Here is a 26,498-nt window from a genome sequence, read left to right as displayed (position 1 = left end):
GATTGGATCACCGCGGGAGAGCCGGGGCGCGGTCGTCACGCAGGCTGTGACCACCGTTCCGGGACACGGGGTGGTGGTGTCCCGGGCGGCCTCCGGCACGGGGGCGGCTGCCCGCCGGGGGCGGTGGGCGTGAGTGAAGTCACCCACCGGGTGCGCCCGCGAAGCCGACGGGCACGCACCGGCACACGTGCCGGGCACGTACCGGACCGGCCCCGGCGTTCCCTCGGGGATGACCCCCAACCTCCGGTGGTCCGTCTCCACCCAGGGGAGTACGCCGATCGACGACGGCTCATCCTCCGGGAGGCCCGGGATTCGGTACGCGGGCATGACGCCCCGTGCTCGCCGCCTACCTAATGTTGAGGTCAAGCGGCGGGCGCAGCACTCGTCCCCCGAGGTCACACGCCCGCCGCCCTCCATCAGGTCAGGAGAGGAACCATGTCGGACACGGCAACGCGGACGATGGTCCGTATGCAGGGACGCAAGGCGTACGCCGCGTTCGGCGCCCGTTCGTCCGGCACCCGTCACCCCTTGGTGGCGACGGTGATGGTCCTTCCCCTGGCGGCCCTGCTCGCGGTCGTCTTCGGCGGCTGGGACGCGGTGGTCACACATGCGTCGTCCGTGGCGGTGATGCTGGGGCGCTGAGCGGCGCCCGGGGTCCGGAAGAGCGGTCCGGACCCGCACATCCGGCCAACAGCCCCGTGGGGACGGGGGTGCGGCGGACGGCAGCGTTTGTCCGGTCAGCTGGGGAGCTGACCGGGCATCGCGCTGTCCGGGCCCATGCGCTTCCGCGTCCGGGCCCACGCACGGCATCAGCACGGGCACTGTCCGGACCGGCTCTCGCGTTACGCTCACGGCGGGACCGGTGCCACGGCCGGGCCGACCGCCGCCGGGGGAGCCGTTGACCACCACCGAGACCTCCGTAGTCCATGAGCTGGGCACCCTCGCGCACCGCCTCTCCCACCCCGCCAGGACGCGTTGCGTGTGCGAGCCGTCGCAGGTCCTCGCGGACCGGCCCGACGGCACGGTGGTCCGCAGCGGCGCGATCGTGGCGAAGGCCCACGCCGTCGACACCGACCGCGAGGCGCTGGCGGCCCGGATCGCCTTGGCCGACGCCCCGCAGCTCACCGGGATCCTGCTCCCGCCGCTCACCGCCCCGGGACAGTCGCTCACCGCCCCCGAGCACCAGGAATCCTCCGGCACCCCCCGGCGGACAGGGCTCTACGCGCTCCCCGCGCCCGCTTCCCGCCCGGTCACGCTCTGGCCGTTCGGTGCGCCCGTCGACCCCTTCGACCCCGGGGCGGCCCCCTGGGCCGAGGCCGCCGCGCTGCTCGCCCGCCTCCACCGGACGGAGCCCCCGTTCCGGCTCCCGCCGATGCGTGGACCGGTCAAGGCGGCGCGGGCCGTCGCCCGGATGCGCGCGGCCCTTCCCGGCGAGCCGGCCGTCCTGCCCGTGCTGGCCGGCTGGCGCGCCCTGCCCGGCTGGGCCCGGGGCGCGGCCCCGGCGCCCGTGCAACGGGCCGGTTTCCTGTGCCACGGGGACCTGCACCTCGGCCAGCTCGTCCGCCATCCGGCGCCGGACGGGCCCTGGCTGCTCATCGACGTGGACGACGCGGGGACGGGCGATCCGGCGTGGGACCTCGCCCGGCCCGCCGCCTGGTACGCGGCCGGACTCCTGGCTCCCGAGGACTGGTCCGCCTTCCTGGACGCCTACCGGTCGGCCGGGGGACCCGCGGTTCCCGCCGCCGGAGATCCCTGGCCCGAACTGGACGTCCCGGCCCGCGCGCTGACGGTGCAGACGGCGGCCCTCGCCCTGGCCAAGTGCGCCGCGGAGCAACGGGATCCGGACGAGCACGAACAGCTGATGATCGAATCCTGTGCCCGAATCGCTACGTTGCCGCCCGAGTTGGCCACTGTCCGCCCGTCGTAGGGTGAACGGACCGTGGCTGGGCAGACCTTCCGGCGACGGCACAACGAGGGCGAGGAGCCGAGCCGATGATGCAGTGTCCGAAGTGTCACGCGCAGATGAACACGTACAACCGCAACGGCGTCCAGATCGAGCAGTGCAGCGGCTGCCGGGGGATATTCCTCGACTACGGCGAGCTGGAGTCGCTGACCCGCCTGGAGTCCCAGTGGTCCCAGCAGGCCCCGCCCGCGCCCCCGGCCCCCGGCGGCTACCCGGCCGGCCCCGCCCCGCAGGCGTACCCGGCCGCTCCCGCCGCCCACGCCCCCGCCTGGGGTGCGCCGCAGCACGGCGGGCACTACGGCCACCGCCGCCAGAAGGGCTTCGGCCGGATGCTGTTCTCGTCCTGAGCTTTCCTCCACGGCCCGGCGTTCACCGCGCTGCCGGGCCGTGGAGGTGGCGGACGGGCCGACCGTACGACGAAAGAACCCCCGGTCGTGGAGACGACCGGGGGTTCTCGACGGTGCGCGATACTGGGATTGAACCAGTGACCTCTTCCGTGTCAGGGAAGCGCTCTCCCGCTGAGCTAATCGCGCAGGTGAACCTGCGTGTACTGCGTGCGCGATACTGGGATTGAACCAGTGACCTCTTCCGTGTCAGGGAAGCGCTCTCCCGCTGAGCTAATCGCGCGGGGATCCTTGCGGACCAGTGGACGATACTGGGATTGAACCAGTGACCTCTTCCGTGTCAGGGAAGCGCTCTCCCGCTGAGCTAATCGTCCTTGGAGGTGGAGACGGGATTTGAACCCGTGTAGACGGCTTTGCAGGCCGTTGCCTCGCCTCTCGGCCACTCCACCAGGGGTGGGGGGCCAGGAAGAATCCCCCACCTTCTGCGAGCGGACGACCAGGTTCGAACTGGCGACCTCAACCTTGGCAAGGTTGCGCTCTACCAACTGAGCTACGTCCGCTTGTCTTTCCCGGCCCGCTTGCGCGTCCCGGCGACGTGTTGAACTCTAGCGGATTCCTGGGCCAGTACAAAAACGCGTTTGTGCAGCGTGCTGCGGTGACCTCGCCCCGACGCAGGTCACCGCACACCGTCCTAGACTCATTGGCGTGTCCGATCTCGCCCCCTTGGCCCGCTTCGACGGCCTCATAGCCTCCGGTCTGCAGGATGTGACCCACGATCCCGCGGCTCTCGACTCGTCCGGTTTCTGGGCGGTATCCGCCGATTTCGAAGGCCGTATCGTCTGCGCCCGCTTCTTCGACGTACGCAAGGAGGCGGTGCCCCCTCCCGTCCCCGGAGCCTGGCGCGGGCCCGCCACCGGGGACTGGGTATCGTCGCTGGACCGTGACGCCTACACCGCGGGCGTACGGCGGATCCGTGAACACATCGCGGCGGGCGACGTCTACCAGGCCAACCTCTGCCGGGTGCTGTCCGCACCGCTCCCCGGTGGCGGCGCCGGGGCCGACGTCGACGCCCTGACCTCCCTGCTCGCCCGCGGCAACCCCGCCCCGTACGCGGGAACGATCCGGCTGCCCGGCCACGGCGTGGAGGTCGCCACCGCGTCCCCGGAGCTCTTCCTGCGGCGCGACGGGCGGACCGTGGAGTCCGGGCCCATCAAGGGCACCGGCCGGACCGAGGACGATCTGCTGGCGAAGGACCACGCGGAGAACGTGATGATCGTGGACCTGGTCCGCAACGACCTGGGCCGGGTCTGCGCCACCGGAAGTGTGAGCGTGCCCGATCTCTGCGTGGTGGAGAAGCACCCGGGCCTCGTCCACCTCGTCTCCACCGTCCGGGGCCGGCTGGCCGACGGGGCGGGCTGGCCCGAGCTGTTCTCGGCGGCCTTCCCGCCCGGTTCGGTCACCGGGGCGCCGAAGTCCAGCGCGCTGCGGATCATCGCCGAGCTGGAGCGCGCTCCGCGCGGGCCGTACTGCGGTGCGATCGGGTGGGTCGACGCCGACCGGGGTGCGGCCTCGCTCGCCGTCGGGATACGGACGTTCTGGATCGACCGGACCGGGCCCGCGCCGCTGCTGCGGTTCGGGACGGGCGCCGGGATCACCTGGGGATCCGACCCGGAGCGCGAATGGGACGAGACCGAACTCAAGGCCTCCCGGCTGCTCGCTGTAGCGTCGGGTGCGCATCTGGAGACAGGAAGGACCGCGATATGAGGATCTGGGTCAACGGCGGACTGCGGGACGCCGACGACGCCCGGCTGTCGGTGCTCGACCACGGGCTGACCGTGGGCGACGGCATCTTCGAGACGGTGCGCACGAGCGAGGGGCGCACCTTCGCCCTGACCCGGCACCTCGACCGCCTCACCCGGTCCGCCCGGGGCCTGGGCCTGCCCGACCCGGACCACGACGAGGTCCGTCGTGCCACCGCCGCCGTAATCGCCGCCAACCCCGTCGCCCTGGGCCGCCTGCGGATCACCTGCACCGGCGGGCTGTCCCCGCTCGGTTCGGACCGGGGCACCGACGGGCCGAGCCTCGTCGTCGCCCTCGACGGGGTGAGCCGCCGCCCGGACAGCACGGCGGTGATCACCGTCCCCTGGACGCGCAACGAACGCGGCGCGCTCGCGGGCCTGAAGACCACCTCGTACGCCGAGAACGTCGTCGCCCTGGCACGTGCGCGGGAACGGGGTGCGTCCGAGGCGCTGTTCCCCAACACCGCCGACCGCCTCTGCGAAGGCACCGGCTCCAATGTGTTCGTCGTCCTGGACGGCCGGATCCACACCCCGCCGGTGGCCTCGGGCTGTCTCGCCGGGATCACCCGCGCACTGGCCGTGGAGTGGACCGGGGCCGAGGAGACCGACCTTCCGATGGACGTCCTCGCCGAGGCCGACGAGGTGTTCCTGACCTCGACGCTCCGTGACATCCAGGCGGTGCACCGGGTCGACGACCGCGAGCTGTCCCCGGAGATCGGGCCGGTGACGGCGAAGGCCATGCGCGTCTTCGCCGAGCGGGCCGGCGACGACCTCGATCCGTAGCGGGCTCCGGCGGCCCACGGGCTCCGGCGCCCCCGAAAAGCGCGTGACGGGGTGTCGTGGAGGGGATACAACCCTTTGATGACCACGACACTCCGGCCGTCCGGGCCGCTTCAGCAAGGCGCCGACGGGGCGCGGGCACGCCATTACGACGTGTGCGACAACGGGCTGCCCGTCGGCGCCGTCGCGATCAGTACCGACGACGCGTTCGGGGCGACCGCCGGAGTGCTGGGCTCCCTCAGCGTGGAGGAGCCCCGGCGCAGGCGCGGCCGGGGCACCATCGCCGCGCTCGCCGCCGAGGAGGTGCTGCGGGGGTGGGGCTGCACCCGGGTACGGGTGGAGGTCCCCGCCGACAACGACCCCGCCCGGCGCCTCGCGGCCGCCCTCGGCTACACCGAGCGCAGCCGCAACATGGTCAAGCACCTCGGCCCGGACCCTGCCCCGCTGCCCGCGGGTCTCACCGCGCGGGCGATGGACGAGGCGGAGTTCGCCGCCTGGCGGCGGGACGCGCTGCAGACGTACGCGCAGGACTGGATCGACCGAGGAGTGCCGCCCGAGCAGGCCCGGCGCAAGTCCGAGTCCGACCACGCCACCCTCCTGCCGGACGGACTGGCGACCGAGGGGGTGCGCTTCGAGGTGCTGGTGCACGCGGGCGAGGTCGTCGGCCATGTGTGGGTGGCCCGGCGGGAGCTCCCGCCGGGCGGCCCGGCCGGATTCGTCTTCGATGTCGAGGTACGCGAGGAACACCGGGGCCGGGGACACGGCCGGGCCCTGATGCTGCTCGCCGAGGACGTCACCCGCGGCTGGGGCGCGGACCGGCTCGGCCTGCACGTCTTCGCCTCCAACACCCCGGCCCTGCGGCTGTACGAGTCCCTGGGCTACGCCACGACGCGGTACAACCTGGCCAAGGCGTTGTAGCGGGGCCCACGGTGCCGGTCCCGCGGCTACCCGCCCTGCGTGGCCAGAGTCCGGTCGACGATCTCCTCGATCCGCTCGCGCAGCCCGTCCTGGCTCTTGCCGCCGTCCAGCCGCTCGTCGCCGATCACATAGGTGGGCGTGCCGGTGACGCCGATCGCCTTGGCCTCCGCGTGGTCGGCGTCGACGATCAGCAGATGCCGGCCGTCGATCAGCGCGGTGTCGAACTCCTCGGCATCCAGACCCAGCTCGCGTGCCACCTCCAGGAGCAGCGGCTCGCCCATGTGGCTGAGGTCGGCGGTGCGGGACAGGAGGGCCTCGATGTACGGCCAGGCCTTGCCCTGGTCCGTCGCCTCCTCGGCGGCCTGGGCCGCGGCGTAGGCGTACTTGTGCTTCTCCAGCGGGAAGTGCCGCAGACGGATCTCGACACGGTCGCCGTACCGGGCGCGCAGGGCGTGCACATCGTCGAGGGCTCGGTGGCAGTCGGGGCATTCGAGATCGCACCAGAGGTCGAGGACGACCGGTGCCACGGGGGTGGAATCGCTCATGCGGCCCAGTCTTTCAGGCCGGGCGGGCGCGTCCCAACCGGGACCGGGACGCCCCCTGGGGAGGAGCACGGCCCTGAAATGTCCCTGAGGTGGGCCGCCGCCGTGGCCCCTACGGTGCTCGCCGGTGCAGGATGGAAGGGACGTATCCCCTGCGCCTGGAGGCCCCGATGCTTGCCGAGACCATCTGTTCCGCGGTGTCGGCGGCCGGCCTGGGCATCGCCGCCGTGACCGCGTACCGCAAGCGGTTCCTCACGGCGACGAGGATCGCCGCCTACTCCCTGGTCCCGGTCGGGCTCGTGCTGACCGGGGTCGTCGAGTGGCTCGCCGGGATCGCCTTCAAGCCGAGTATCTGGCTGGGCTTCGGAGTGCTCGGCCTGTCCTGGCTGCTGTTCATGACCACCCGCGCCATCGAGCGCCGCAGCGGCACCACCCGCGCGGAACGCAAGGCCGCGCGGGCTGCCGGGCGGAACGAGGCGGTCGCCCCGGCGGCCTCCGCCCCTTCGCTCGGCGCCGGCGCTACGGCCGGACCCGCAGCGGCCGCGAAGCCCCAGCCGCAGACGAAGTCGAAGAAGAAGCAGGAGGCCGCCGCGCCCGGCGACGACTTCAGCGACATCGAGGCGATCCTCAAGAAGCACGGCATCTGAGAAGCGCGGCATCCGGCCCGCCGGTCGGTCACGCGGGCAACCGGTCGCTCGGGCCGTCGGTCCGAATGTCTGATGGCGCCCCGTACGCCGGAGCGATTATTGATGGCCACGGGACGGTGAACTCCCGGGGGAACGAACCTGGTTGATCGCCAACCCGGCCGCGGGTGCGTCATGATCGCCCCGAGATGGTGGACACTTCCCGGGGCGATGCCCCCGCACCCCCCGCCGAAGAGCCCCGCGGCTGTCTCTTCGCGCTCTCCCAGCCGCCCCTGATGATCTTCCTGACGGTGATCGGGGGCCTGCTGCTGATGGCCGCCCTGCACGATCTCTTCGTGCTGTGACGCGTCGGGCCACCGTGCGGGGCGGGGCGGACGTCAGCCCGCGGCTTCCTTGCGCCGGGCCCGGTAGGCCGCGACGTGGAGCCGGTTTCCGCACGTACGGCTGGAGCAGTATCGGCGGGAGCGGTTGCGCGACAGGTCGATGAACGCGTGCCCGCAGTCCGGCGCCTCGCAGCGCCGCAGCCGCTCCTTCTCGCCCGCCACGATGATGAAGGCCAGCGCCATGCCGCAGTCGGCCGCGAGGTGGTCCGCGATCGAGGCGTCCGGGGCGAAGTAGTGCACGTGCCAGTCGTAGCCGTCGTGGTCGGTGAGCTGCGGGGTGGTCCCGGCGGCCGCGACGAGCCGGTTGACCAGGTCGGCGGCGGTACGGGGGTCGGGCGTCGCGAAGACCTCGGCGAACCGGGCCCGTACGTCGCGCACGGCGGTCAGGTCCTTCTCGCCGAGCGTGCCGACCCCGCTGATGAGATGCCGCTCCGCGAAGGCGTACAGCGCGGCGACATCGGCGAGACCGTCCTCGGATCCGCCCACGAGCCCGTCCGCGGACTCGTCCCGCGGCGGCCGGCTCTCCGGTGCGGTGTTCACCAGATCGACCACCACGTCGAGGGCGATCCGGGTGTCGTGAGGGATCAGCACACTTCGCTCCCTGGCCTTCCGGCGGGCGGGCGCCTGCCGATGGCGGCTGACTCTACTGGCTCGGTCCGCCGGTGCCAGGCCCGGTATGGGCCCGACGGGGAGCGGAATCAGCCCCTCCGGCACCCGGCGGGAGACGGGTCCCGTGAGCGCACCGGCGCCGTCGTCGCGGTGGATTCCGCGACGACGGCGCCGGTGTCTGCCCTATGCGGTTGTCAGCACGACGCCGTCTCCCCGAGTCGGACGGCGTCGAGCGGCTCTCTGCCTGGCTCAGCTCTCGGCCAGGATGTGGGAGAGCTCCGTGTCGAGATCGAAGTGACGATGCTCGGTGCCCGGCGGAACCGCGGCGTCGGTCCTTTTCAGGAACGACTCCAGGGCCCGCGCCGGAGCTTCGAGCAGGGCTTCTCCCTCCGGGGAGCTCAGGGCGATGCATACGACGCCTTGACCGTGACTACGAGATGGCCAGACGCGGACGTCTCCGGTGCCGGTGGGCCGGTGCAGCCCCTCGGCGAGGAGGTCACGGGCGAAAACCCATTCGACCGTCTCCTCCGCTCCGGTGTGGAAGGTGGCGTGCACGGCATAGGGATCGGCCGTGTCATACCGCAGGCCCGCGGGTACAGGCAGTGAGGACTCGCTCGACACAACGAGGCGCAGGTGCAGCTCGCAGCTGACCGTGGTGTTCATAAGCGCCAGGGCCTTTCGCTCAGTGTGCGCTCGGGGATTCGCACGTCGGCGAAATCGACATGCCACCTACGGTGGCGTTGTAAACCCCTCTGACCCATTTGTGATGCTTCGAACCCCTCGCTCGGCGGCGTGTAACTTTGGGTTATGCGCCCATTCCAGTGACGAAGACAGGTCGGGTAAGTTGAGCTTCATGAACGCGGAGAGTGACGAGCGGAGCGAGGTCGCCGAGAAGGCGGCCCCGGCATCCGCCACGGGGGAATCGGACCGGGTGGAACGCGAGCTGGGCTCGCGGGCGCCGGGTTTCATCAAGGCATCGAAAGCGCTCCACCTGAGCTGGCAGGTCGGCGTCTTCATCGTCGGGCTCGGCGTCGTGATCGCGGGCGTGCTCATGCTGGTGCTGCCCGGCCCCGGCTGGCTGGTGATCTTCGGCGGTATGGCGATCTGGGCGACCGAGTTCGTCTGGGCCCAGCTGGTGCTGCGCTGGACCAAGCGCAAGGTCACCGAGGCGGCCCAGCGGGCCCTCGATCCCAAGGTCCGGCGGCGCAACATCATCCTCACCACGGTGGGGCTCGTGATCATGGCGGTGCTAGTCGGGATCTACGTCTGGAAGTTCGGGCTCACCATGCCGTGGAAGATCAGCGCGTAGCCCGGGGACGGTCCAGGAGCACCGCTGACATGGGGTAATGTTTGCGGTGCGCCCGGGCGATTAGCTCAGTGGGAGAGCGCTTCGTTCACACCGAAGAGGTCACTGGTTCGAACCCAGTATCGCCCACCCGGACAGAGGGCCCGGGAGACGGATTCCGTCTCCCGGGCCCTCTGCGTCACCCGGCCCGGGACCCGCGGTTCTCCCGGCCCGGGAGCCGCTGTGTGCAGCGGGCCCCCGGACCGGGCGCGGCTCACCGCATCCGACCCAGCGCGTCCTTCAGCCGACGGGCGTCGCGCAGCCGCTGTTCGTACGTCGCTCCCAGCACCAGCAACAGCAGCCCGGCCAGGGCCGGCGGCAGCCAGCGGGGGAGCGCCCCCGCCACCTGCACCACGTACGGCGCCAGCTCGTGCAGTCCGTCCAGTGCCAGCACCGCCCCGCCGAGCAGCAGCAGTGCCTGGAGGCGGTAGCGTGCGCCCAGCAGTGTGATCACGAGCGCCGCCACCCCCAGCAGCAGCGGCCGGAGCCAGTCCGTGTCGGTCCAGGCGACCGCCAGGCTCGGCAGCAGCGTCGCCGCGAGCCCCGGCCCGTACGCCGTCCACGAGGACGCCTCCGGGTCCCTGCGCCGCCGCAGGACCCCGACCACCAGCGCGGGCACGGTCACCGGCAGGGTGTACGCCTCCGGGACCGACACCTCCGATGCCGCCAGCCGCACCCAGGTGGCCAGCAGGAACAGCACCGCCGCCAGGTAGCCCGCCACCGGCCGCCGCTCGGGCCGCACCGCGGCGCCCGCCGCCAGCACCCCGCACGACGCGAGCACCAGGGCCAGGAACGGCGCGTCGGACACCGCGAGCCCCACGGCTACCAGTGCGCCCAGCGCGCCCGTCAGTTCCACCGGCAACGCCACCGGGTTCCGCCGCAGCCGCGCCCCGAGCAGCACGGTCAGCGCGGGCACCACGAGCACCAGCGGCGCGGCCTCGTGCGAGGCGAGCCCCAGGGACCGGCCCGCGAACCCCGTCAGCACGGTGGCCCAGACCACCGCGGTCACCGCGAACACGGCACGCGGCACCTCGGACCCCGCCCGTACCGCCGCCCCGGCGAACAGCACCGCCAGCGTGCCGAACACCGCGTAGGAGGCCTCCTCGGACGCCAGCGACAGCACCCCGACGCTCACCGCCCCGGACACCGCCGCCGCCAACGCGGTCATCGGCACGGTCGCCGGCGCGCTCCGGCCGCTCCCGGTACCCCGGACCGCCAGGGCGAGCAGACCGGCCACCAGGGCCGTCTCCCCGGCGACCGCGAGCGCGTAGGGGACGTCCAGCACGGCCCCGGTCAGCAGCAGCGCACCCCAGCCGAGAGCCACCGCCCCCGCACCGACGACCCCGCGCAGCGCCGCACCGGACGGCCTGCGCGCACCGGCACTCGCACGGGCTCCGGTCCAGCCGGGCCAGGCCGGCCAGGGCGCTGACGCCCCGGGAGCCGCCGCCCCGGCGGCTCCCGGCCACTCTGCGGCCGGCGCCCCGCCCGGCACGTTCACGCCCGGCGTCCCGGCGCCCGGCGTCCCCGGCGCGGCCAACGGCGCGGCGATCCGCGCCAGCGACGGCCACCACCGGTACGCCGCCCCCAGCAGCCCGCCCACCAGGGCGAGCACCACCGGGGCCGCCGACAGCTCCGGCCACCGCAGCGTCGACCCCAGCGCGGACCGGAAGCCCTCCGGCGCCCCCGCCCACAGGTCCGACAGCAGCGTCACCGGGCCCAGCAGCACCGCCGCCGCCGGCGGCAGTGCCCACACCAGGGTCCCGGCCACCACGGCCGCCGACGCCGCCAGCACCCCGTATGCCGCGTTCCTCGGCAGCCGTGTCCGTACGACCGCCGTCAGGGCGAGGCCGCACAGCAGGTACGCGAGCACCAGCCAGCCGTCCGGCAGCGCCGCCGCCGGTACGCCGCCCACCGAGGCCACCGCGGCGAGACCGGCCACCACGCCGCCGATCTGCGCGAAGCCCTTCGGTGCGTGCCACGCCCCCGCCAGGGCAGCCGCCGCAGCCGCCAGCAGCAGCGCGCCCGGAGCCACCGCCCCGAGCGGACCGGAGGCCGTCCCGGACAGCGTCAGGCCCACCAGCAGGGCCGAGAAGCCCATCACCGCTCCGCCGACGCACGCCGTGACCCGCACCCCGGTGCCCTTGCCCCGCAGCGCGATCGTCCCGTCCAGCACCGCCGTGGCCAGCAGCGCCCACCCGACCACCAGTGCCGGTGCGCCCGCGGCCCACGCCCAGAACAGCAGCGGCCACTGGGCCAGCACCACGGCGGCCGGCAACGGCAGACTCAGCTTGCCCAGCGCCAGCCCGTACGCCGTCCACAGCGCCGCGAGCACCGCCGAGGCGACGGCCGTGAAACCGAGCCCGTCCGTATCGGGCGCGGCCACCGCATGGACCGCGTAGACGTCCAGCAGCGTCAGCACCAGGGCCAGGGCCGCCAGCGCCTCGGCGGTGGCGGCCAGCTTCCGCCGCAGCAGCACCGCCGGGGCGGTCAGCGCCCCGAGCGTCACCGCCGCCAGCACGGCCGACCGGCCGCCGATCCCCATCGAGCCCCAGCTCACCAGAGTGAACGCGATCGCCGCGACCGTCAGCAGCAGACCACCCAGGGTCAGCAGGACGTTCTGCGCGCTGCGCGGGGCGGACGGCCGCTTCGGTACATGACCCCACGGCTGCGCGGGGGTGCCGGGAGGCGCACCCCAGCCCGACGGGTTCCAGCCCGGGGCGGCCGTCGGCGCGGGCGGCCGCAGCGCGGCGAGCAGCCAGGCGCGCCGGGTCAGCAGCTGGGCCCTGCGGGCGTCCAGCTCGGCCAGTTCTCGGTCGAGGCGGGCCAGTTCCTCGGCGGGCGGGGGCACATGTTCCATGAACGGAAGTGTGGCCCCGGCCAGACGGCCCGTACATGCGCTCGGATACTCACTTCCCGGCCACGACGCCCTGAGTGGAGCGCGAGGGGAAGGAGTTTGAACGAAGCCCGCGGAGCCCTGTATGGTTCAACCCGTTCCCGGGCGATTAGCTCAGTGGGAGAGCGCTTCGTTCACACCGAAGAGGTCACTGGTTCGAACCCAGTATCGCCCACCGGGGAAAGCCGGTCCGCAAGCATCACGCGGACCGGCTTTCGCGTGTTCCGGCCCCTCGGACCCCTCACGCCGCCGCAGGCAGTTCCGGGCGCAGCGGCCACGACGGGTCCACAGCCTCCGGCGTCCCGCTCTTCGCGAACCACGCCTCCAGGCCACGCGCCTGGGCCGCGTGCCAGGTCGCCTGAAGGGTGTGCAGCTCGGACGGCGACAGCCGTTCCATCCGGGCCGAGAAGCGCCGGCACACCGCCCGCACCAGCTCCAGCGATGCGGTCGCGTCGGCCGCCGCGTCATGGGCCCCGTCGAACACCACCTCATAACGCGCGCACAGATCCGTGAGCGTCCGGCGGCCCTTGCGGTAGCGGTCCAGGTGCTTGTCCAGCACCCGCGGATCCACGACGCGCATCGGTACGCCGTCCAGGTATCCGGCCAGCGACGATGCCCGGTGCCGCCTCAGCTCCCGGTCCAGCAGCGTCAGGTCGAAGGGAGCGTTCATCACGACCAGCGGCCGGCCCGTCGCGCAGCTCTCCGCCAGGGAACGGGCCATCTCGTCCATCACCGGGGCGGGCCAACGCCCGTTGCGCTGAAGGTGATCGTCGGTCAGACCGTGGATCTCGGTCGCCCCGGGCGGGACCGGAACCCCCGGATTGACCAGCCAGCGGGTGACGCGGACGCGACCGCCCGCGGTGTCCTGCGCGACGAGAGCGGCCGAAACGATCCGGTCCTGCTCGACGTCCACGCCTGTCGTCTCCGTGTCAAAAGCGGCCAGCGGCCCCTCGAACCAGTGCATCATCCCCGAACTCCTCGCACCTGCACGGCAGATGGAGTGATTCCTCTGCCCGATATCGGTGATACCCGGGCCGTTTGCCTGATACGCCGTTTGCGGGCGGTCCGATGCGGTGACAACACAGTTGAGACGTACGGAAGTTATCTCCGGCGTCCGTCGATCCGCCCAGCCCACGACACCCCGCCGGCAGGCCACCTGCCATCGATCGGCACGCCCGGAAGGCACACGGAGCCATGGCGCTCGCGCAGCCCGAACCCGGGGGACCCACCCGCGCCGAGGCCCTCGGGCCCCGGCTGCCGCAGCCGCTCGACGCGCCGCTGCGCGGCTCCCTCGCCACCACCGCCTGCATGGAGACCCTTCAGGTGGGCTATCTGCACGCCGTCGCGGCGGCGGCGGGATGCTCGCTGTCCCAGCCCTTCCCCGACAACGGCATCGACTGGCACGTCAGCCACGGCGCCCCGGCCCACACCGTCGACGACGAAGTGACCATCAAGGTGCAGCTCAAGTGCACCCACCAGATAGCGCCGCACCCGGCGGGCGGGGCCTTCTCCTTCACGCTCGACAACGCCCACCTCGTCAAGCTCGCCCGCAGCCCGGTGTCGGTGCACAAGATCCTGGTCGTGATGCTCGCGCCCCGCAGCCAGGACGACTGGCTGCGCGCCGGACCCGCAAGTCTCGACCTGCGCCACTGCTGCTACTGGACCAACCTGGCCGGCCACGCGGTGACGGGCCGGTACCGGACCACTGTGCGCATCCCGACCTCGCGGATCTTCGACGACCGCGCACTCTGCGACATCATGGCCCGGGTCGGGGCCGGAGGGAGACCCTGATGCACCGGTCGATGGACGAGTCCACGGGCGGAGCGGGACTGCCCGCCGCCCGCTCGCATCCCACCGCACGCCCCGGGCCGCCGCTGGTCGCCGTGGCCGGTGCGGAGCTGCCCGACCCCGCCGTTCTCGCCGCCCTCCTGCGCCGGCACGGCTGGCAGCGGCGCGGGGGAGCGCCGGGCCGGTACGGCCGCTGGACCCCGCCCGGATCGACCGCCGGGGCGACGAGCCTGCTGGTGCCCGAGAGCGCGGCCTTTCCCGACAGCGGGGAGCTGATCGAGGAGGCCCTCGACGCCCTCGGCCGCAGCGCCGCCCCCTCCGCCCGCGACGTCCTGGTCTCCCTCACCGTCGCCAGCGACGAGATCCGCTGGTGGCGCGAGGTACCCGAGTCGGCGGCCGGAGCCGCGGGCGCCACGGGCTGGACCGAGGCGGAGGAACTGCGCTCGGCCGCCCGGCAGGTCCTCATGGCCGGGGCCCTCGCGGCCCGCGGCCGGGCCGGCTACCACGGCGCCCGGCACCGCAGGAAGGCGCGCGCCGCCCTGGACGACGCCCTGATCGGGCCCGGGGCCGACGGCCGGAGCCTCACCGCGTACGTCCCCGTCGCCTCCGGACGCGCCGTCGCCGTCCAGCTCTGCCACGCCCTGCACGCCACCCGCGAGGCGGTGGACTACCAGCGGGCCACCGGCGGCATGGAGGCCTTCGACAGCGCGGTCGCGGCGGGCGCCGGCCGTGAGCTGACCGAGGCGCTGATCGCCCTGGTGAGCGGTTCCGAGGGGGCCGGGATCGACCTGCGGTGGGCGCCCGCCGCAGGCACCCCGGACGGCTGCCCGGTCCGCCCCGCGCCCGTCGAGTTCTCCCCGGGCGACCTGCCCGCCCTGCGCGCCGCCGGGGCCCGCTACCTCCGCGACGAACCCGCCGTGCACGTGCGGCTGACCGGCGCGGTGGTCCGGCTGCGTCGCTCGGGGCCGCGCGGCGCCGGGACCGTACGGTTGCGAGTGCTGGCCGGGGCCGAGGTCGCGCACGTCCGGGTGGAGCTGGACGAGGAGGCGTACCGCATCGCGGGCCACGCCCACCTCGTGGGGCTGCCGCTGCGGGTGGAGGGGCGGCTGGAGAACCGGGGCGGCTTCCGGCGGCTCACCGGGGCCTCGCAGGTAGCGCCAGTCCAGGTCGACGAGGCCGAACGGGACCGGCTGATGAAGGCGCTCCAGGAGAACGTGGACTTCTTCGAGGAGGCGTGCGCGGGGGAGGAGCCGTAGTCCTTCCCCGGAAGGCGTTCGCATCGGGGGCGTACGGCTCGGTACGATTCGCATTGCTCAGCCATACGAAGGCGAGCGTCCCCTCAGTCAGGAGAGACCGGTGTCAGACGTCCGTGTGATCATCCAACGCGATTCCGAGCGGGAAGAGCACGTGGTGACGACGGGCACGACGGCCGGCGAGCTCTTCCCCGGTCAGCGCACCGTCGTCGCCGCGCGCATCGGCGGCGAGCTGAAGGACCTCTCCTACGAGCTCAGGGACGGCGAGAGCGTCGAGCCGGTGGAGATCTCCTCCGAGGACGGCCTCAACATCCTGCGCCACTCCACCGCGCACGTCATGGCCCAGGCCGTGCAGGAGCTCTTCCCCGAGGCCAAGCTCGGCATCGGCCCGCCGGTCAAGGACGGCTTCTACTACGACTTCGACGTCGAGAAGCCGTTCACGCCCGAGGACCTCAAGGCCATCGAGAAGAAGATGCAGGAGATCCAGAAGCGGGGCCAGAAGTTCTCGCGCCGCGTGGTCTCCGACGATGCCGCCCGCGAGGAGCTGGGAGACGAGCCCTACAAGCTGGAGCTCATCGGCATCAAGGGCTCCGCCTCCTCGGACGACGGCGCGGACGTCGAGGTGGGCGGCGGCGAGCTGACCATCTACGACAACCTCGACCCCAAGACCGGTGACCTGTGCTGGAAGGACCTCTGCCGGGGTCCGCACCTGCCCACCACCCGGTTCATCCCGGCGTTCAAGCTGATGCGCAACGCCGCCGCGTACTGGCGCGGCAGCGAGAAGAACCCGATGCTCCAGCGCATCTACGGCACCGCCTGGCCCACCAAGGACGAGCTGAAGGCGCACCTGGAGTTCCTGGAGGAGGCCGCCAAGCGCGACCACCGCAAGCTCGGCAACGAGCTGGACCTCTTCTCCTTCCCCGACGAGATCGGCCCCGGCCTCGCGGTCTTCCACCCCAAGGGCGGCGTCATCCGCCGGGCCATGGAGGACTACTCGCGCCGCCGTCACGAGGAGGAGGGCTACGAGTTCGTCTACTCGCCGCACGCCACCAAGGGCAAGCTCTTCGAGAAGTCCGGCCACCTGGACTGGTACGCCGACGGTATGTACCCGCCCATGCAGCTCGACGACGGGGTGGACTACTACCTCAAGCCGATGAACTGCCCGATGCACAACCTGATCTTCGACGCGCGCGGCCGCTCGTACCGCGAACTGCCGCTGCGCCTCTTCGAGTTCGGCACGGTGTACCGGTACGAGAAGTCGGGCGTCGTGCACGGTCTGACCCGCTCGCGCGGCTTCACGCAGGACGACGCTCACATCTACTGCACCAAGGAGCAGATGGCCCAGGAGCTCGACCGCACGCTCACCTTCGTGCTGAACCTGCTCCGTGACTACGGGCTCACCGACTTCTACCTGGAGCTCTCCACCAAGGACCCGGAGAAGTACGTCGGCTCCGACGACACCTGGGAAGAGGCCACCGAGACGCTGCGTCAGGTCGCCGAGAAGCAGGGGCTTCCCCTGGTCCCGGACCCGGGCGGCGCCGCGTTCTACGGCCCCAAGATCTCCGTGCAGTGCAAGGACGCCATCGGCCGCACCTGGCAGATGTCGACCGTGCAGCTCGACTTCAACCTGCCGGAGCGCTTCGACCTGGAGTACACCGGCCCCGACGGCTCCAAGCAGCGCCCGGTCATGATCCACCGCGCCCTGTTCGGCTCCATCGAGCGCTTCTTCGCCGTGCTCCTGGAGCACTACGCGGGCGCGTTCCCGGTCTGGCTCGCGCCGGTCCAGGCCGTCGGCATCCCGATCGGCGACGCCCACATCCCCTACCTGCAGGAGTTCGCCGCCAAGGCGCGCAAGCAGGGACTGCGAGTGGACGTGGACGCCTCCTCCGACCGGATGCAGAAGAAGATCCGCAACCAGCAGAAGGCCAAGGTGCCCTTCATGATCATCGCTGGCGACGAGGACATGGCCAACGGCGCCGTCTCCTTCCGCTACCGCGACGGTTCGCAGGAGAACGGCATCCCGGTCGACGAGGCCATCGCCAAGATCGCGAAGGCCGTCGAGGACCGCGTACAGGTCTGAATCCGTACGGCAGGCAACGGCCCCCGGAGCGCTATCCGCGCTCCGGGGGCCGTTGCTCGTCCTCCCGGGTGAACACCTGGAGCAGCCACGACGAGAACGACCCGGTCACCGCGCCGAGCAGCGCCAGACCACCGGCCATCAGCCCCGCCGCGACCGTCCGGCCCCAGAACGTGACCGGTGCGACGTCCCCGTAACCGACCGTCGTGAGCGTCGCGCACGCCCACCACACCGCGTCGCCGAAGGTACGGATGGAGGCGTCGGAGGCCGTGCGCTCCAGGTGGTAGACCGCGAGCGAGGCGGCGAAGCCGAGCAGGACGGCGGTCAGGCCCGCGAACGCCATCACGCGGGCGTACAGGCCCATCCGCGGCCGGTCACGTCGGCGCTGCACCGCCAGGTACACCTGGACCATCCGCAGCGGGCGCAGCAGCGGCAGCAGCAGGACCAGGGTTTCGAGCCAGTGGGCGCGGACGAAGCGCGCGCCCAGTCCGCTGAGCCGCAGCCGCGTCACGTAATCCGCGAGGAACAGCGGCCAGGTCGACCAGACGAGAATCAGCGCGATGCCGTTCCAGGGCTGGGCCTCGGGCGGGGTCAGCACCCAGACCGCGTACCCCGCCAGGAAGACCAGCCCCGCGATGAAGAGCGGAACCTCGGTGCGCTGCTCCCAGCGGGTCAGCCGCGCCGGTGGCTCGGATGCAGGTCGGTCGGTCATCGCCTCAGCATCGTGGCCGGCCGTGCGGCGCGCCCCCGGCGACACGCTCCGCACGGGTGACGCAATATGCTGATCGGCATGACGAGTGAGCCGGAGCAGCAGATCGGCGTGGGGATGCCCGACGCGTTTCAGCGTCTGTGGACGCCCCATCGGATGGCGTACATCCAGGGTCAGGACAAGCCCAGCGGCCCGGGTGCCGAGGACGGCTGTCCGTTCTGTTCGATCCCGGCGAAATCCGACGAGGACGGGCTCGTCGTGGCGCGCGGGGAGCGCGTCTACGCGGTGCTGAACCTGTACCCGTACAACGGTGGCCACCTCATGGTCGTTCCCTACCGTCATGTGGCCGACTACACCGAGCTGGACGGTCCGGAGACGGCGGAGCTGGCGGAATTCACCAAGCGGGCGATGGTCGCGCTGCGGGCGGCCTCCGGGGCGCACGGCTTCAACATCGGCATGAACCAGGGTTCGGTGGCCGGTGCCGGGATCGCCGCGCATCTGCACCAGCACCTGGTGCCGCGCTGGGGCGGGGACACCAACTTCATGCCGGTCATCGGCCACACCAAGGTGCTGCCCCAGCTGCTGGGCGACACCCGGGCGATGCTGGCCGAGGCCTGGCTGACGGGCGAGCTGCCGGTTCACTGAGCGCGGCGCGAGGACGGGGGGAGTCCCGGCCGGGACTCCCCCCGTCCTCATGTCTACGCGTCGTAGACGTCGGCCTTGCGCGGGGCCGGGTCCTGGACGAGGCCGCTCAGTATCATCGAGCGGTTGTCGAAGCGCTCCGTGTCGACGCCGTTCTCCGCGAGGACCCGCATCGCCGCCGTGTGGACGGCCCGCAGGACCGGGGTGGCGGCGCGCATCGCGTCGTCCGCCATGAAGCGGTGGTTCCACGGCTTGGCCGCCCACGCGTGCCGCAGCCCGAACGGCTCGGGCAGCACTATCTTGCCGCCCAGGTAGTCCAGCAGCGGCGGATACCAGGTGAGCGGGGCCCGCAGGGCGAGCCGTACGACCTCCTTGGCGTCCACCAGGGCCAGTTGGACGTCCCGGGTCTCCCAGAAGCGGACCGTCTTGTTGACCGTCTTCGTCTTCGCCGCCGGCTTGGAGAGGAACAGGCCGTGCACGGGCCCGAGCGCGTGGCCCGTGACCTCGATGCGCAGGGTCTCGTGGAGCACGGTGACGGTGATCATCATGGTGATCACCAGCTGGCCGTCCCACAGGGTGAACTGGACGCCCAGATAGTGCCGGTCGCCGCTGCCGAACTGCTGGTGGTTGCAGATCCGCTGTATCTCGTGGGGCTTCACCTGGAAGGTGGCGACGTCCTCCCCCTCGGGGCGCGTGACGGAGTCGGCGTTCTCCCCGATGGGCGAGACGATCCAGTGCTTCACGGACGGCTTGGGAAAGCCGCCGGTGTTCAGCGGTCCGCGCTCCAGCATCTTCAGCTGGTCATGGATGATCCGGATCAGGTCCCAGCTCCGGAACTGGTGGATCTCCTTCGTCGGGTCCTTGGGGAGCAGTTCCTCGGCCAGCTGCCAGCTGCCCCAGCGGGTGCCCATCCCGAGGACGCCCTTGGGGCCGGCGTAGAAAACGGCGTTCGACTGCTGCTCGGCCGACAGCTTCTCCAGACCCTGGCGCAGGGCCTCGCGCGCGGTCTCGTTGGGGTTCTTCGGCACCGCCTCGGGGATCTTCGCGATCACCCCGGTGCCGGAGAGGAGGCCTTCCCAGCGGGCCCGCATGTCCTTGGCCGAGGTCTCCGCGATCCGCTTGGCGATCAGCCAGCCGATCACTGGGGCGATGAGCGCGCCCCGGACGTAGAGCGCGAGCAGCCCGTCCAGGGGGAGCTTGACCATCAGGACCAGCGCGCCGATCCCGAAGGCGGCCAGGAGCACCGTCCCGACCGCGCGGAACGCCGTGTCCTTGGACTTGTTGAGCGCGTCCCGGACCCGGAAGGCGATCACCCAGGCCAGCATGCCGGGCAGGAACAGGACACCGAACACCACGGTCACCAGGGTGAGACGGGCGTCCCGGGCCTTGCGCAGGTTGTTCGCCGACAGGCAGTGCTCCACCACGGTCTGCGGGTCCGTCCCGAAGGACTGGATGAGCGCCTTGCGGGCGCCGCCGAGCATGCGTTCCTGGACTGCCCGGGCGAACGCCTCACCGAGATTCGGTTTGAAGTAGTCGGACTTGAAGAGTTTGGAGGAGCCCGGCTTCACTTCCGATTTGTGCCACTCGCTGTTGGCGTCGAGGATCGTCTCCACCGGACTGTCCCGATACGCCGCCGAGGCCAGGGCGTTGGTCGCCACGGTCTGGCCGCCCGAGCCCTGGATGGGGATCTGGGCCCCGGGTGAGAAGTCGAATCCGTCGTTGGCCACCTGTCGCCCCCACTCGCCGCACGTCCGCTCCTGCGGTGTGCCCAACTACCGTACGCGGCATACCTTCTGAGCTGCGACCACAGCGTATCGTCCCGATCACCGCACCACCCGTCACCGGCGTGGACACGGGCGGCGAGTGCCACCGTGCGCCGGTCACGCGCCGGGTGACCCGTCGGCCCGGTCCGCGCGGACCCGGTCGGCGACCTGCGGCGGCATCGCCTCGTGCCGGGCGTAGGCGCGGTCGAAGCGACCGGTGCCGTGCGACAGGGAGCGCAGGTCCACCGCGTAACGGCCGACCTCGATCTCCGGCACCTCGGCCCGTACGAGAGTGCGCCCGCCCGGACTCTGTTCGGTGCCCACGACCCGGCCCCGCCGCCCCGACAGATCGCTCATCACCGGGCCCACGTAGTCGTCCGGAACCAGGACGCTCACCTCGCAGACCGGTTCAAGGAGCTGGATACGGGTGTCGGATGCGGCTTCCCGCAGCGCGAGCGCCCCGGCGGTCTGGAAGGCGGCGTCCGAGGAGTCCACCGAATGCGCCTTGCCGTCGAGCAGCGTGACGCGGACGTCGACCAGGGGATGCCCGGCGGCCAGCCCCCGGGCGGCCTGGGCCCGCACGCCCTTCTCCACCGAGGGGATGAACTGGCGCGGCACCGCACCGCCGACGACCTTGTCGACGAACTCGATGCCGGAGCCCGGCGGCAGCGGCTCCACCTCGATCGCGCAGATCGCGAACTGGCCGTGCCCGCCCGACTGTTTGACGTGCCGTCCGCGCCCGGCGGCCGGCCCGGCGAACGTCTCGCGCAGCGGCACCCGGTGCGGTTCCGCGTCGACCTGGACGCCGTAACGGCTGCGCAGCCGCTCCAGCGCGACCTCCTGATGGGCCTCGCCCAGGCACCACAGGACGACCTGGCCGGTGTCCGGGTTCTGTTCGAGGCGCAGCGTGGGGTCCTCGGCGACCAGCCGGGCCAGGCCCTGCGACAGCTTGTCCTCGTCCGCCTTGCCGTGCGCCCGTACGGCCAGCGGGAGCAGCGGGTCCGGCGTCGTCCAGGGCTCGATCAGGACGGGGTCGCCGGCCGGGGAGAGCGTGTCGCCGGTCTCCGCCTCGCCGAGCCGGGCCACACACGCCAGATCGCCCGCGACGCACCGGTCCGCGGCGTACTGGCGGCGGCCGAACGGCGAGGTGAGCGCCCCGACGCGGATCTCCGCCTCGTGACAGGGGCGCGGCGCGTGGCCCGTCGCGGTCAGACCGTGGCCGCACAGGTGCACGGAGTCGTCGGGACGCAGGGTGCCGGAGAAGACGCGGACCAACGAGACCCGGCCCACGTACGGGTCGGAGGCCGTCTTGACGACCTCGGCGACCAGCGGGCCGTCGGGATCGCAGACCGGGGCGGTCCGCGGCTTGCCCGACGGGGTGGTGACGACCGGCGGGGTGCGCTCCAGCGGGGTCGGGAAGCCGCGGGTGATCAGCTCCAGCAGCTCCACGGTCCCGATGCCCTGGCGGGCGCCCTCGGCCGCCGGGGCCGCGGTGAGGACGGGATGGAAGGAGCCCCGGGCGACGGCCCGTTCCAGATCGCCGATCAGCGTCGCGACGTCGATGTCCTCGCCGTCCAGATAGCGGTCCATCAGGGACTCGTCCTCGCTCTCGGCGATGATCCCCTCGATCAGCCGCTCCCGGGCCTCCCGCAGCGGTTCCTCCTGGTCGGGCGCGGGCGGCAGCTCGGCGCGTTCCCCCGAGGAGTAGTCGAGGATCCGCCGGCTCAGCAGCCCGGTGAGCCCGGTCAGCGGGGCGTGCCCGTCGGCGGCCTCGGGCCCCAGCACCGGCAGGTACAGCGGCAGTACGGCGTCGGGGTCCTCGCCCCCGAAGGCCTCGGCGCAGATCCGGTTCATCTCCCGGTAGGAGGTGCGGGCGGTGTCCAGATGCGTGACGACGATCGCGCGCGGCATGCCGACGAGCGCGCACTCCTCCCAGGCGGCCCGGGTGGTCGCCGCCACGGACGCCGCGTCCTGGGCCGCCGAGACGACGAAGAGGGCCGCGTCCGCCGCACGCAGACCGGCCCGCAGCTCCCCGACGAAGTCCGCGTAGCCGGGGGTGTCCAGCAGATTGATCTTGCAGCCGTCCCAGGCCACCGGTACCAGCGAGAGCTGCACGGAACGCCGTCGACGCTGCTCGATCTCGTCGTAGTCGGAGACGGTCGCCCCGTCCTCGACCCGCCCGGCCCGGTTCACGGCTCCCGCCGTCAGGGCCAGCGCCTCGACCAGCGTGGTCTTGCCCGATCCGCTGGGGCCGACCAGCACCACGTTCCGTACGGCGGAGGGGTGGCCGGCCGTCGGTGCTCCTCCGGCGGCCCCGGGGTGTGCGTGTGCCTTGTCGCCCATGATGCGTGCCTCCCGGTCGACGGCGCGGTGCGGGGGAGGGCGACCGCGCGCGGAGCAGCGGTGGTCACGGGCACGGGGAGAGGCCGCCGCGGCGGCTTCGGCGACGCCCGCGGTCCTTCGAGCTTGGCACCGGAGCGGAGCCGCGTCCATACGTCGCGCACAGGCGCCGCGAAGCTGGGGCGGGAGTCCGCGTGACACCTGGCGGCGGGTGCCCGTCCGGTGGAAGGCACCGGCGGTGACTACGATGGGCCAGCCGGTGGCCGAAGGGGCCGCTCGGCGAACCGAACCCTCGGGAAGGCCATGCTGAACAAGTACGCGCGTGCATTCTTCACGCGTGTCCTCACACCGTTCGCCGCTCTGCTGCTCCGCCTCGGGGTCAGCCCCGACGCGGTCACTCTCATCGGCACGGCCGGAGTGATGGCAGGTGCGCTGGTCTTTTTCCCGATGGGGGAGTTCTTCTGGGGCACGATCGTCATCACGGTCTTCGTCTTCTCCGACCTCGTCGACGGCAACATGGCGCGGCAGGCCGGGATCTCCAGCCGGTGGGGCGCTTTCCTCGACTCGACGCTGGACCGGGTAGCCGACGGGGCGATCTTCGCCGGCTTCGCCCTCTGGTACGCGGGCAGCGGTGACGACAACATCCTGTGCGCCGTCGCGATCTTCTGCCTGGCCAGCGGCCAGGTGGTCTCGTACACCAAGGCGCGCGGCGAGTCGATCGGTCTGCCGGTCGCCGTCAGCGGCCTCGTGGAGCGCGCCGAGCGCCTGGTCATCTCGCTGGTCGCCGCCGGTCTCGCCGGACTGCACACGTTCGGTGTCCCCGGTATCGACGTCCTGCTGCCGATCGCGCTGTGGATCGTCGCCGCGGGCAGCCTCGTGACGCTGATCCAGCGCGTGGTGACCGTACGCCGTGAATCCGCCGAGGCGGACGCCGCGGAGGCCGCCGCCGGGGAGCAGACCGCCGCGGACGCGTCCGCCGCCGGCTCCGTCGGCCAGGGGAGCGAGGCCGACCGGTGAGCGCCGACGCGTCCGACCTGAAGGGCCGGATCACCGACGGGCTGTACGGGCTGGGCTGGGGGGCGGTCAAGAAGCTCCCCGAGCCCGCCGCCGCCCGCCTCTTCCGCACCATCGCCGACCAGACGTGGAAGCGGCGCGGCAAGAGCGTGCTGCGCCTGGAGTCGAACCTGGCCCGGGTCGTCCCCGACGCGGGCCCGGAGCGACTGGCGGAGCTGTCCCGCGCCGGTCTGCGCTCCTACATGCGCTACTGGATGGAGTCGTTCCGGCTGCCCGCCTGGAGCCCGGAGCGCATCAAGGACAGCATCGACATCGCCGACGTCCACCACCTGACCGAGGGCCTGGACGCCGGGCGGGGGGTCGTCGTCGCCCTACCGCACCTGGCCAACTGGGATCTCGCCGGCGCCTGGGCCACCACCGACCTGAAGATCCCCTTCACCACCGTCGCCGAACGGCTGGAGCCGACGACCCTCTACGACCGGTTCGTCGCCTACCGCGAGGGCCTGGGCATGGAGGTCCTGCCGCACAGCGGTGGCGCCGCCTTCGGGACCCTGGCGCGGCGGCTGCGAGCGGGCGGCCTGGTCTGCCTGGTGGCGGACCGGGACCTCTCCTCCTCCGGGGCCGAGGTGTCGTTCTTCGGCGCCACCGCCCGGATGCCCGCGGGTCCGGCGCTCCTCGCTCAGCAGACGGGCGCGAAGCTGCTGCCGGTGACCCTCTGGTACGACGGGCCGGTGATGCGCGGGCGCATCCATCCGCCGGTCGACGTGCCGGAAGAGGGCAGCCGAGCCGAGAAGACCTCCGCCATGACCCAGGCGATGGCCGACGCCTTCGCCGGCGGTATCGCCGAGCACCCGGAGGACTGGCACATGCTCCAGCGGCTCTGGCTGGACGATCTGGACCCCCGGGGGGAACCCACGTGAAGATCGGCATCGTCTGCCCGTACTCCTGGGACGTACCGGGCGGCGTGCAGTTCCACATCCGGGACCTCGCCGAACACCTGATCCGGCTCGGCCACGAGGTCTCCGTCCTGGCCCCCGCCGACGACGAGACACCGCTCCCGCCCTACGTGGTCTCGGCGGGCCGGGCCGTCCCCGTCCCGTACAACGGCTCCGTCGCCCGGCTGAACTTCGGCTTCCTGTCGGCGGCCCGGGTGCGGCGCTGGCTCCACGACGGCACGTTCGACGTCATCCACATCCACGAGCCGACCTCCCCCTCGCTCGGTCTGCTGGCCTGCTGGGCGGCGCAGGGGCCGATCGTGGCCACCTTCCACACCTCCAACCCGCGCTCCCGGGCGATGATCGCCGCGTACCCGATCCTCCAGCCCGCGCTGGAGAAGATCAGCGCCCGGATCGCGGTCAGCGAGTACGCCCGGCGCACTCTGGTAGAGCACCTCGGCGGCGACGCCGTCGTCATCCCCAACGGCGTCGACGTCGGTTTCTTCGCCAAGGCCGAGCCGAAGGCCGAATGGCAGGGCCGGACCCTCGGGTTCATCGGCCGGATCGACGAACCCCGCAAGGGCCTGCCCGTCCTGATGAAGGCGCTGCCCGCCATCCTGGCCGCCCACCCCGAGGCCCGGCTGCTGGTCGCCGGGCGCGGCGACGAGGAGGAGGCGGTGGAGACCCTGCCGAAGGAGATGCGCGAGCGCGTCGAGTTCCTCGGCATGGTCAGCGACGAGGACAAGGCCCGGCTGCTGCGCAGCGTCGATGTGTACGTGGCCCCGAACACCGGCGGGGAGAGCTTCGGCATCATCCTGGTCGAGGCGCTGTCGGCCGGAGCGCCGGTGCTGGCGAGCGACCTGGACGCCTTCGCGCAGGTGCTGGACCAGGGTGCGGCGGGCGACCTGTTCGCCAACGAGGACGCCGACGCGCTGGCCGCCGCCGCGATCCGGCTGCTGGGCGACCCGGAGCGCCGGGCCGGACTGCGCGAGCGCGGCGAGGCCCATGTGCGGCGCTTCGACTGGGCGACGGTGGGGGCCGACATCCTCGCGGTGTACGAGACGGTGACCGACGGGGCCACCTCGGTCGCGGCGGACGAACGCTCGGGGCTGCGGGCCCGGTTCGGACTCGCGCGGGACTGAGCCCCTGGGGCCCGTACCCGACGGGGGTGCGGGCCGGGGCCTCCGGCGACGGTAGCGTGTGGGCCCGTGACCGTAACCTTCATCGTCTGGATCGTCCTCGCCCTCATCGCGGTCGGCGTGTACCTCAGCTGGACCGCCGGCCGGCTCGACCGCCTGCACTCCCGGATCGACGCCGCCCGCGCCGCCCTCGACGCCCAACTGCTGCGCCGAGCCTCGGTCACCCAGGAGCTGGCCACCTCCGGCGTCCTGGACCCGGCCGCCTCGATCGTCCTGTACGAGGCCGCGCACGCCGCCCGGCAGGCCGAGGAGGACCACCGCGAGGTCGCCGAGAGCGAACTGAGCGCCGCCCTGCGCGCCGTCTTCGGTGAACCGGCCCAGGTCGACGCGGTGAAGGAGATTCCCGGCGGCGAGGAGGCGGCCACCGAACTGGCCGCCGCCGTACGCCGCGTCCCCATGGCCCGGCGTTTCCACAACGACTCCGTACGCGCCGCCCGCGCCCTGCGCCGGCACCGTACCGTCCGGCTCTTCCGGCTGGCCGGGCACGCGCCGTTTCCGCTCGCCTTCGAGATGGACGACGCCCCGCCGGTGGCCCTGGCGGACCGCCCCGGCACCTGA

25 protein-coding genes and 7 tRNA genes are annotated in these 26,498 nt (G+C 72.5%); 19 read left to right on the top strand and 13 right to left on the bottom strand.

The features are described 5' to 3' along the window. Nucleotides 1-435: 435 nt before the first annotated feature. From IG90_RS0114790 to IG90_RS0114780, 3 genes are all read left to right on the top strand, one after another. On the top strand, nucleotides 436-642 hold the full coding sequence (locus IG90_RS0114790) for a hypothetical protein (protein WP_030583331.1): 207 nt from the start codon (nucleotides 436-438) through the stop codon (nucleotides 640-642). Nucleotides 643-898: 256 nt separating this feature from the next. After that, a complete protein-coding gene (locus IG90_RS0114785; protein ID WP_030583328.1) occupies nucleotides 899-1,927 on the top strand; it encodes a phosphotransferase family protein in 1,029 nt (342 codons plus the stop codon). Between the two features lie 65 nt (nucleotides 1,928-1,992). Continuing rightward, nucleotides 1,993-2,310 carry a TFIIB-type zinc ribbon-containing protein gene (locus IG90_RS0114780; protein WP_030583326.1) on the top strand — a complete coding sequence of 106 codons (318 nt, stop codon included), beginning with the start codon at nucleotides 1,993-1,995 and terminating at the stop codon, nucleotides 2,308-2,310. Nucleotides 2,311-2,424: 114 nt separating this feature from the next. Here IG90_RS0114780 and IG90_RS0114775 read toward each other — a convergent pair. From IG90_RS0114775 to IG90_RS0114755, 5 genes are all read right to left on the bottom strand, one after another. Then, nucleotides 2,425-2,496, bottom strand: a tRNA-Val gene (locus tag IG90_RS0114775). 22 nt (nucleotides 2,497-2,518) lie between these two features. Beyond that, a tRNA-Val gene (locus IG90_RS0114770) sits at nucleotides 2,519-2,590 on the bottom strand. 19 nt (nucleotides 2,591-2,609) lie between these two features. Further along, nucleotides 2,610-2,681: transfer RNA gene (locus IG90_RS0114765), tRNA-Val, on the bottom strand. 1 nt (nucleotide 2,682) lies between these two features. Next, nucleotides 2,683-2,756: transfer RNA gene (locus IG90_RS0114760), tRNA-Cys, on the bottom strand. A gap of 38 nt (nucleotides 2,757-2,794) precedes the next feature. After that, nucleotides 2,795-2,867 (bottom strand) — tRNA-Gly (locus IG90_RS0114755). Between the two features lie 145 nt (nucleotides 2,868-3,012). On the opposite strand from IG90_RS0114755, the gene IG90_RS0114750 reads away from it, so the two are divergent. The 3 genes from IG90_RS0114750 (at nucleotide 3,013) to IG90_RS0114740 (ending at nucleotide 5,804) form a co-directional block, all read left to right on the top strand. Beyond that, entirely contained in the window at nucleotides 3,013-4,071 is a 1,059-nt protein-coding gene (locus IG90_RS0114750) for a chorismate-binding protein (RefSeq protein WP_030583325.1), read from the top strand. Beyond that, complete coding sequence (locus IG90_RS0114745; RefSeq protein ID WP_030583322.1) at nucleotides 4,068-4,889, top strand: aminotransferase class IV; 822 nt, start codon at nucleotides 4,068-4,070, stop codon at nucleotides 4,887-4,889. The genes IG90_RS0114750 and IG90_RS0114745 overlap by 4 nt, the downstream gene beginning before the upstream one ends. Nucleotides 4,890-4,967: 78 nt before the next feature. Then, the gene (locus IG90_RS0114740; RefSeq protein WP_030583319.1) at nucleotides 4,968-5,804 is read left to right on the top strand and encodes a GNAT family N-acetyltransferase; all 837 of its coding nucleotides are present in this window, start codon (nucleotides 4,968-4,970) and stop codon (nucleotides 5,802-5,804) included. 26 nt (nucleotides 5,805-5,830) lie between these two features. On the opposite strand, the gene IG90_RS0114735 is transcribed toward IG90_RS0114740, so the two are convergent. Then, a complete protein-coding gene (locus IG90_RS0114735; protein ID WP_030583316.1) occupies nucleotides 5,831-6,349 on the bottom strand; it encodes a DsbA family protein in 519 nt (172 codons plus the stop codon). Nucleotides 6,350-6,516: 167 nt separating this feature from the next. On the opposite strand from IG90_RS0114735, the gene IG90_RS0114730 reads away from it, so the two are divergent. Together IG90_RS0114730 and IG90_RS44815 are read left to right on the top strand one after the other, a co-directional pair. Further along, nucleotides 6,517-6,993 (top strand): hypothetical protein, encoded by a 477-nt coding sequence (locus tag IG90_RS0114730; protein WP_030583315.1) that lies wholly within the window; start codon nucleotides 6,517-6,519, stop codon nucleotides 6,991-6,993. 185 nt (nucleotides 6,994-7,178) lie between these two features. Then, the gene (locus IG90_RS44815; protein WP_164494018.1) at nucleotides 7,179-7,334 is read left to right on the top strand and encodes a hypothetical protein; all 156 of its coding nucleotides are present in this window, start codon (nucleotides 7,179-7,181) and stop codon (nucleotides 7,332-7,334) included. 33 nt (nucleotides 7,335-7,367) lie between these two features. On the opposite strand, the gene IG90_RS0114720 is transcribed toward IG90_RS44815, so the two are convergent. Then, the gene (locus IG90_RS0114720; RefSeq protein WP_030583312.1) at nucleotides 7,368-7,964 is read right to left on the bottom strand and encodes a CGNR zinc finger domain-containing protein; all 597 of its coding nucleotides are present in this window, start codon (nucleotides 7,962-7,964) and stop codon (nucleotides 7,368-7,370) included. Nucleotides 7,965-8,231: 267 nt separating this feature from the next. Further along, nucleotides 8,232-8,645, bottom strand: coding sequence for an SsgA family sporulation/cell division regulator (locus IG90_RS0114715; RefSeq protein ID WP_003959770.1), 414 nt, complete (start codon nucleotides 8,643-8,645; stop codon nucleotides 8,232-8,234). A 190-nt stretch (nucleotides 8,646-8,835) separates the two neighbouring features. Here IG90_RS0114715 and IG90_RS0114710 point away from each other — a divergent pair, with 190 nt between their 5' ends. Next, entirely contained in the window at nucleotides 8,836-9,291 is a 456-nt protein-coding gene (locus IG90_RS0114710) for a TIGR02611 family protein (RefSeq protein WP_030583301.1), read from the top strand. A gap of 54 nt (nucleotides 9,292-9,345) precedes the next feature. After that, nucleotides 9,346-9,417 (top strand) — tRNA-Val (locus tag IG90_RS0114705). Nucleotides 9,418-9,541: 124 nt separating this feature from the next. Here the strand turns inward: IG90_RS0114705 and IG90_RS0114700 are convergent. After that, a complete protein-coding gene (locus IG90_RS0114700) occupies nucleotides 9,542-12,184 on the bottom strand; it encodes an SCO7613 C-terminal domain-containing membrane protein (RefSeq protein WP_030583297.1) in 2,643 nt (880 codons plus the stop codon). A gap of 139 nt (nucleotides 12,185-12,323) precedes the next feature. Between IG90_RS0114700 and IG90_RS0114695 the strand changes: the two genes are divergently transcribed. Beyond that, nucleotides 12,324-12,395: transfer RNA gene (locus IG90_RS0114695), tRNA-Val, on the top strand. Between the two features lie 66 nt (nucleotides 12,396-12,461). Here IG90_RS0114695 and IG90_RS0114690 read toward each other — a convergent pair. Then, nucleotides 12,462-13,187, bottom strand: coding sequence for a 3'-5' exonuclease (locus IG90_RS0114690; protein ID WP_030583294.1), 726 nt, complete (start codon nucleotides 13,185-13,187; stop codon nucleotides 12,462-12,464). Nucleotides 13,188-13,414: 227 nt separating this feature from the next. Between IG90_RS0114690 and IG90_RS0114685 the strand changes: the two genes are divergently transcribed. The 3 genes from IG90_RS0114685 (at nucleotide 13,415) to thrS (ending at nucleotide 17,341) form a co-directional block, all read left to right on the top strand. Then, complete coding sequence (locus IG90_RS0114685) at nucleotides 13,415-14,011, top strand: DUF4365 domain-containing protein (protein ID WP_030583291.1); 597 nt, start codon at nucleotides 13,415-13,417, stop codon at nucleotides 14,009-14,011. Further along, a complete protein-coding gene (locus IG90_RS0114680) occupies nucleotides 14,011-15,264 on the top strand; it encodes a hypothetical protein (protein WP_030583288.1) in 1,254 nt (417 codons plus the stop codon). Before IG90_RS0114685 ends, IG90_RS0114680 begins: the two co-directional genes overlap by 1 nt. Before the next feature lie 100 nt (nucleotides 15,265-15,364). Beyond that, nucleotides 15,365-17,341 (top strand): threonine--tRNA ligase, encoded by a 1,977-nt coding sequence (gene thrS, locus IG90_RS0114675; protein WP_030583285.1) that lies wholly within the window; start codon nucleotides 15,365-15,367, stop codon nucleotides 17,339-17,341. Between the two features lie 31 nt (nucleotides 17,342-17,372). Here the strand turns inward: thrS and IG90_RS0114670 are convergent, their stop codons facing one another. Continuing rightward, nucleotides 17,373-18,050, bottom strand: coding sequence for a potassium channel family protein (locus IG90_RS0114670; protein ID WP_030583282.1), 678 nt, complete (start codon nucleotides 18,048-18,050; stop codon nucleotides 17,373-17,375). 66 nt (nucleotides 18,051-18,116) lie between these two features. Between IG90_RS0114670 and IG90_RS0114665 the strand changes: the two genes are divergently transcribed. Beyond that, nucleotides 18,117-18,692, top strand: a complete 576-nt coding sequence (locus IG90_RS0114665) for an HIT family protein (RefSeq protein ID WP_030583279.1) — start codon at nucleotides 18,117-18,119, stop codon at nucleotides 18,690-18,692. Nucleotides 18,693-18,745: 53 nt separating this feature from the next. Here the strand turns inward: IG90_RS0114665 and IG90_RS0114660 are convergent, their stop codons facing one another. Together IG90_RS0114660 and IG90_RS0114655 are read right to left on the bottom strand one after the other, a co-directional pair. Further along, entirely contained in the window at nucleotides 18,746-20,416 is a 1,671-nt protein-coding gene (locus tag IG90_RS0114660; RefSeq protein WP_030583276.1) for a hypothetical protein, read from the bottom strand. A gap of 153 nt (nucleotides 20,417-20,569) precedes the next feature. Next, nucleotides 20,570-22,795, bottom strand: coding sequence for an elongation factor G-like protein EF-G2 (locus IG90_RS0114655; RefSeq protein WP_030583273.1), 2,226 nt, complete (start codon nucleotides 22,793-22,795; stop codon nucleotides 20,570-20,572). Nucleotides 22,796-23,095: 300 nt separating this feature from the next. Here IG90_RS0114655 and pgsA point away from each other — a divergent pair, with 300 nt between their 5' ends. The 4 genes from pgsA to IG90_RS0114635 all read left to right on the top strand — a co-directional run bounded on the left by pgsA (nucleotide 23,096) and on the right by IG90_RS0114635 (nucleotide 26,498). Then, entirely contained in the window at nucleotides 23,096-23,809 is a 714-nt protein-coding gene (gene pgsA / locus IG90_RS0114650) for a phosphatidylinositol phosphate synthase (RefSeq protein WP_030583269.1), read from the top strand. Beyond that, the gene (locus tag IG90_RS0114645; RefSeq protein ID WP_030583265.1) at nucleotides 23,806-24,726 is read left to right on the top strand and encodes a phosphatidylinositol mannoside acyltransferase; all 921 of its coding nucleotides are present in this window, start codon (nucleotides 23,806-23,808) and stop codon (nucleotides 24,724-24,726) included. The genes pgsA and IG90_RS0114645 overlap by 4 nt, the downstream gene beginning before the upstream one ends. Further along, nucleotides 24,723-25,883 (top strand): glycosyltransferase family 4 protein, encoded by a 1,161-nt coding sequence (locus tag IG90_RS0114640; protein WP_030583262.1) that lies wholly within the window; start codon nucleotides 24,723-24,725, stop codon nucleotides 25,881-25,883. Before IG90_RS0114645 ends, IG90_RS0114640 begins: the two co-directional genes overlap by 4 nt. Before the next feature lie 66 nt (nucleotides 25,884-25,949). Beyond that, entirely contained in the window at nucleotides 25,950-26,498 is a 549-nt protein-coding gene (locus tag IG90_RS0114635; RefSeq protein WP_030583258.1) for a hypothetical protein, read from the top strand.

Origin of the sequence: Streptomyces anulatus (assembly GCF_000721175.1) — a bacterium.
Lineage (GTDB): Bacteria > Actinomycetota > Actinomycetes > Streptomycetales > Streptomycetaceae > Streptomyces > Streptomyces anulatus_C.
The sequence above is the reverse complement of the archived record's forward strand: the minus strand, read 5'-3'. Positions and strand labels throughout refer to the sequence as shown.

Excerpts from the sequence above, each read along its gene's own strand:
- IG90_RS0114690 (WP_030583294.1), bottom strand. The coding sequence starts at position 13,187 with ATGATGCACTGGTTCGAGGGGCCGCTGGCCGCTTTTGACACGGAGACG.
- IG90_RS0114715 (WP_003959770.1), bottom strand. The coding sequence starts at position 8,645 with ATGAACACCACGGTCAGCTGCGAGCTGCACCTGCGCCTCGTTGTGTCG.
- IG90_RS0114740 (WP_030583319.1), top strand. The coding sequence starts at position 4,968 with ATGACCACGACACTCCGGCCGTCCGGGCCGCTTCAGCAAGGCGCCGAC.
- IG90_RS0114685 (WP_030583291.1), top strand. The coding sequence starts at position 13,415 with ATGGCGCTCGCGCAGCCCGAACCCGGGGGACCCACCCGCGCCGAGGCC.
- pgsA (WP_030583269.1), top strand. The coding sequence starts at position 23,096 with ATGCTGAACAAGTACGCGCGTGCATTCTTCACGCGTGTCCTCACACCG.
- IG90_RS0114790 (WP_030583331.1), top strand. The coding sequence starts at position 436 with ATGTCGGACACGGCAACGCGGACGATGGTCCGTATGCAGGGACGCAAG.
- IG90_RS0114655 (WP_030583273.1), bottom strand. The coding sequence starts at position 22,795 with ATGGGCGACAAGGCACACGCACACCCCGGGGCCGCCGGAGGAGCACCG.
- IG90_RS44815 (WP_164494018.1), top strand. The coding sequence starts at position 7,179 with ATGGTGGACACTTCCCGGGGCGATGCCCCCGCACCCCCCGCCGAAGAG.
- IG90_RS0114665 (WP_030583279.1), top strand. The coding sequence starts at position 18,117 with ATGCTGATCGGCATGACGAGTGAGCCGGAGCAGCAGATCGGCGTGGGG.
- IG90_RS0114680 (WP_030583288.1), top strand. The coding sequence starts at position 14,011 with ATGCACCGGTCGATGGACGAGTCCACGGGCGGAGCGGGACTGCCCGCC.
- IG90_RS0114780 (WP_030583326.1), top strand. The coding sequence starts at position 1,993 with ATGATGCAGTGTCCGAAGTGTCACGCGCAGATGAACACGTACAACCGC.
- IG90_RS0114745 (WP_030583322.1), top strand. The coding sequence starts at position 4,068 with ATGAGGATCTGGGTCAACGGCGGACTGCGGGACGCCGACGACGCCCGG.
- IG90_RS0114670 (WP_030583282.1), bottom strand. The coding sequence starts at position 18,050 with ATGACCGACCGACCTGCATCCGAGCCACCGGCGCGGCTGACCCGCTGG.
- IG90_RS0114710 (WP_030583301.1), top strand. The coding sequence starts at position 8,836 with ATGAACGCGGAGAGTGACGAGCGGAGCGAGGTCGCCGAGAAGGCGGCC.
- IG90_RS0114730 (WP_030583315.1), top strand. The coding sequence starts at position 6,517 with ATGCTTGCCGAGACCATCTGTTCCGCGGTGTCGGCGGCCGGCCTGGGC.
- IG90_RS0114700 (WP_030583297.1), bottom strand. The coding sequence starts at position 12,184 with ATGGAACATGTGCCCCCGCCCGCCGAGGAACTGGCCCGCCTCGACCGA.
- IG90_RS0114735 (WP_030583316.1), bottom strand. The coding sequence starts at position 6,349 with ATGAGCGATTCCACCCCCGTGGCACCGGTCGTCCTCGACCTCTGGTGC.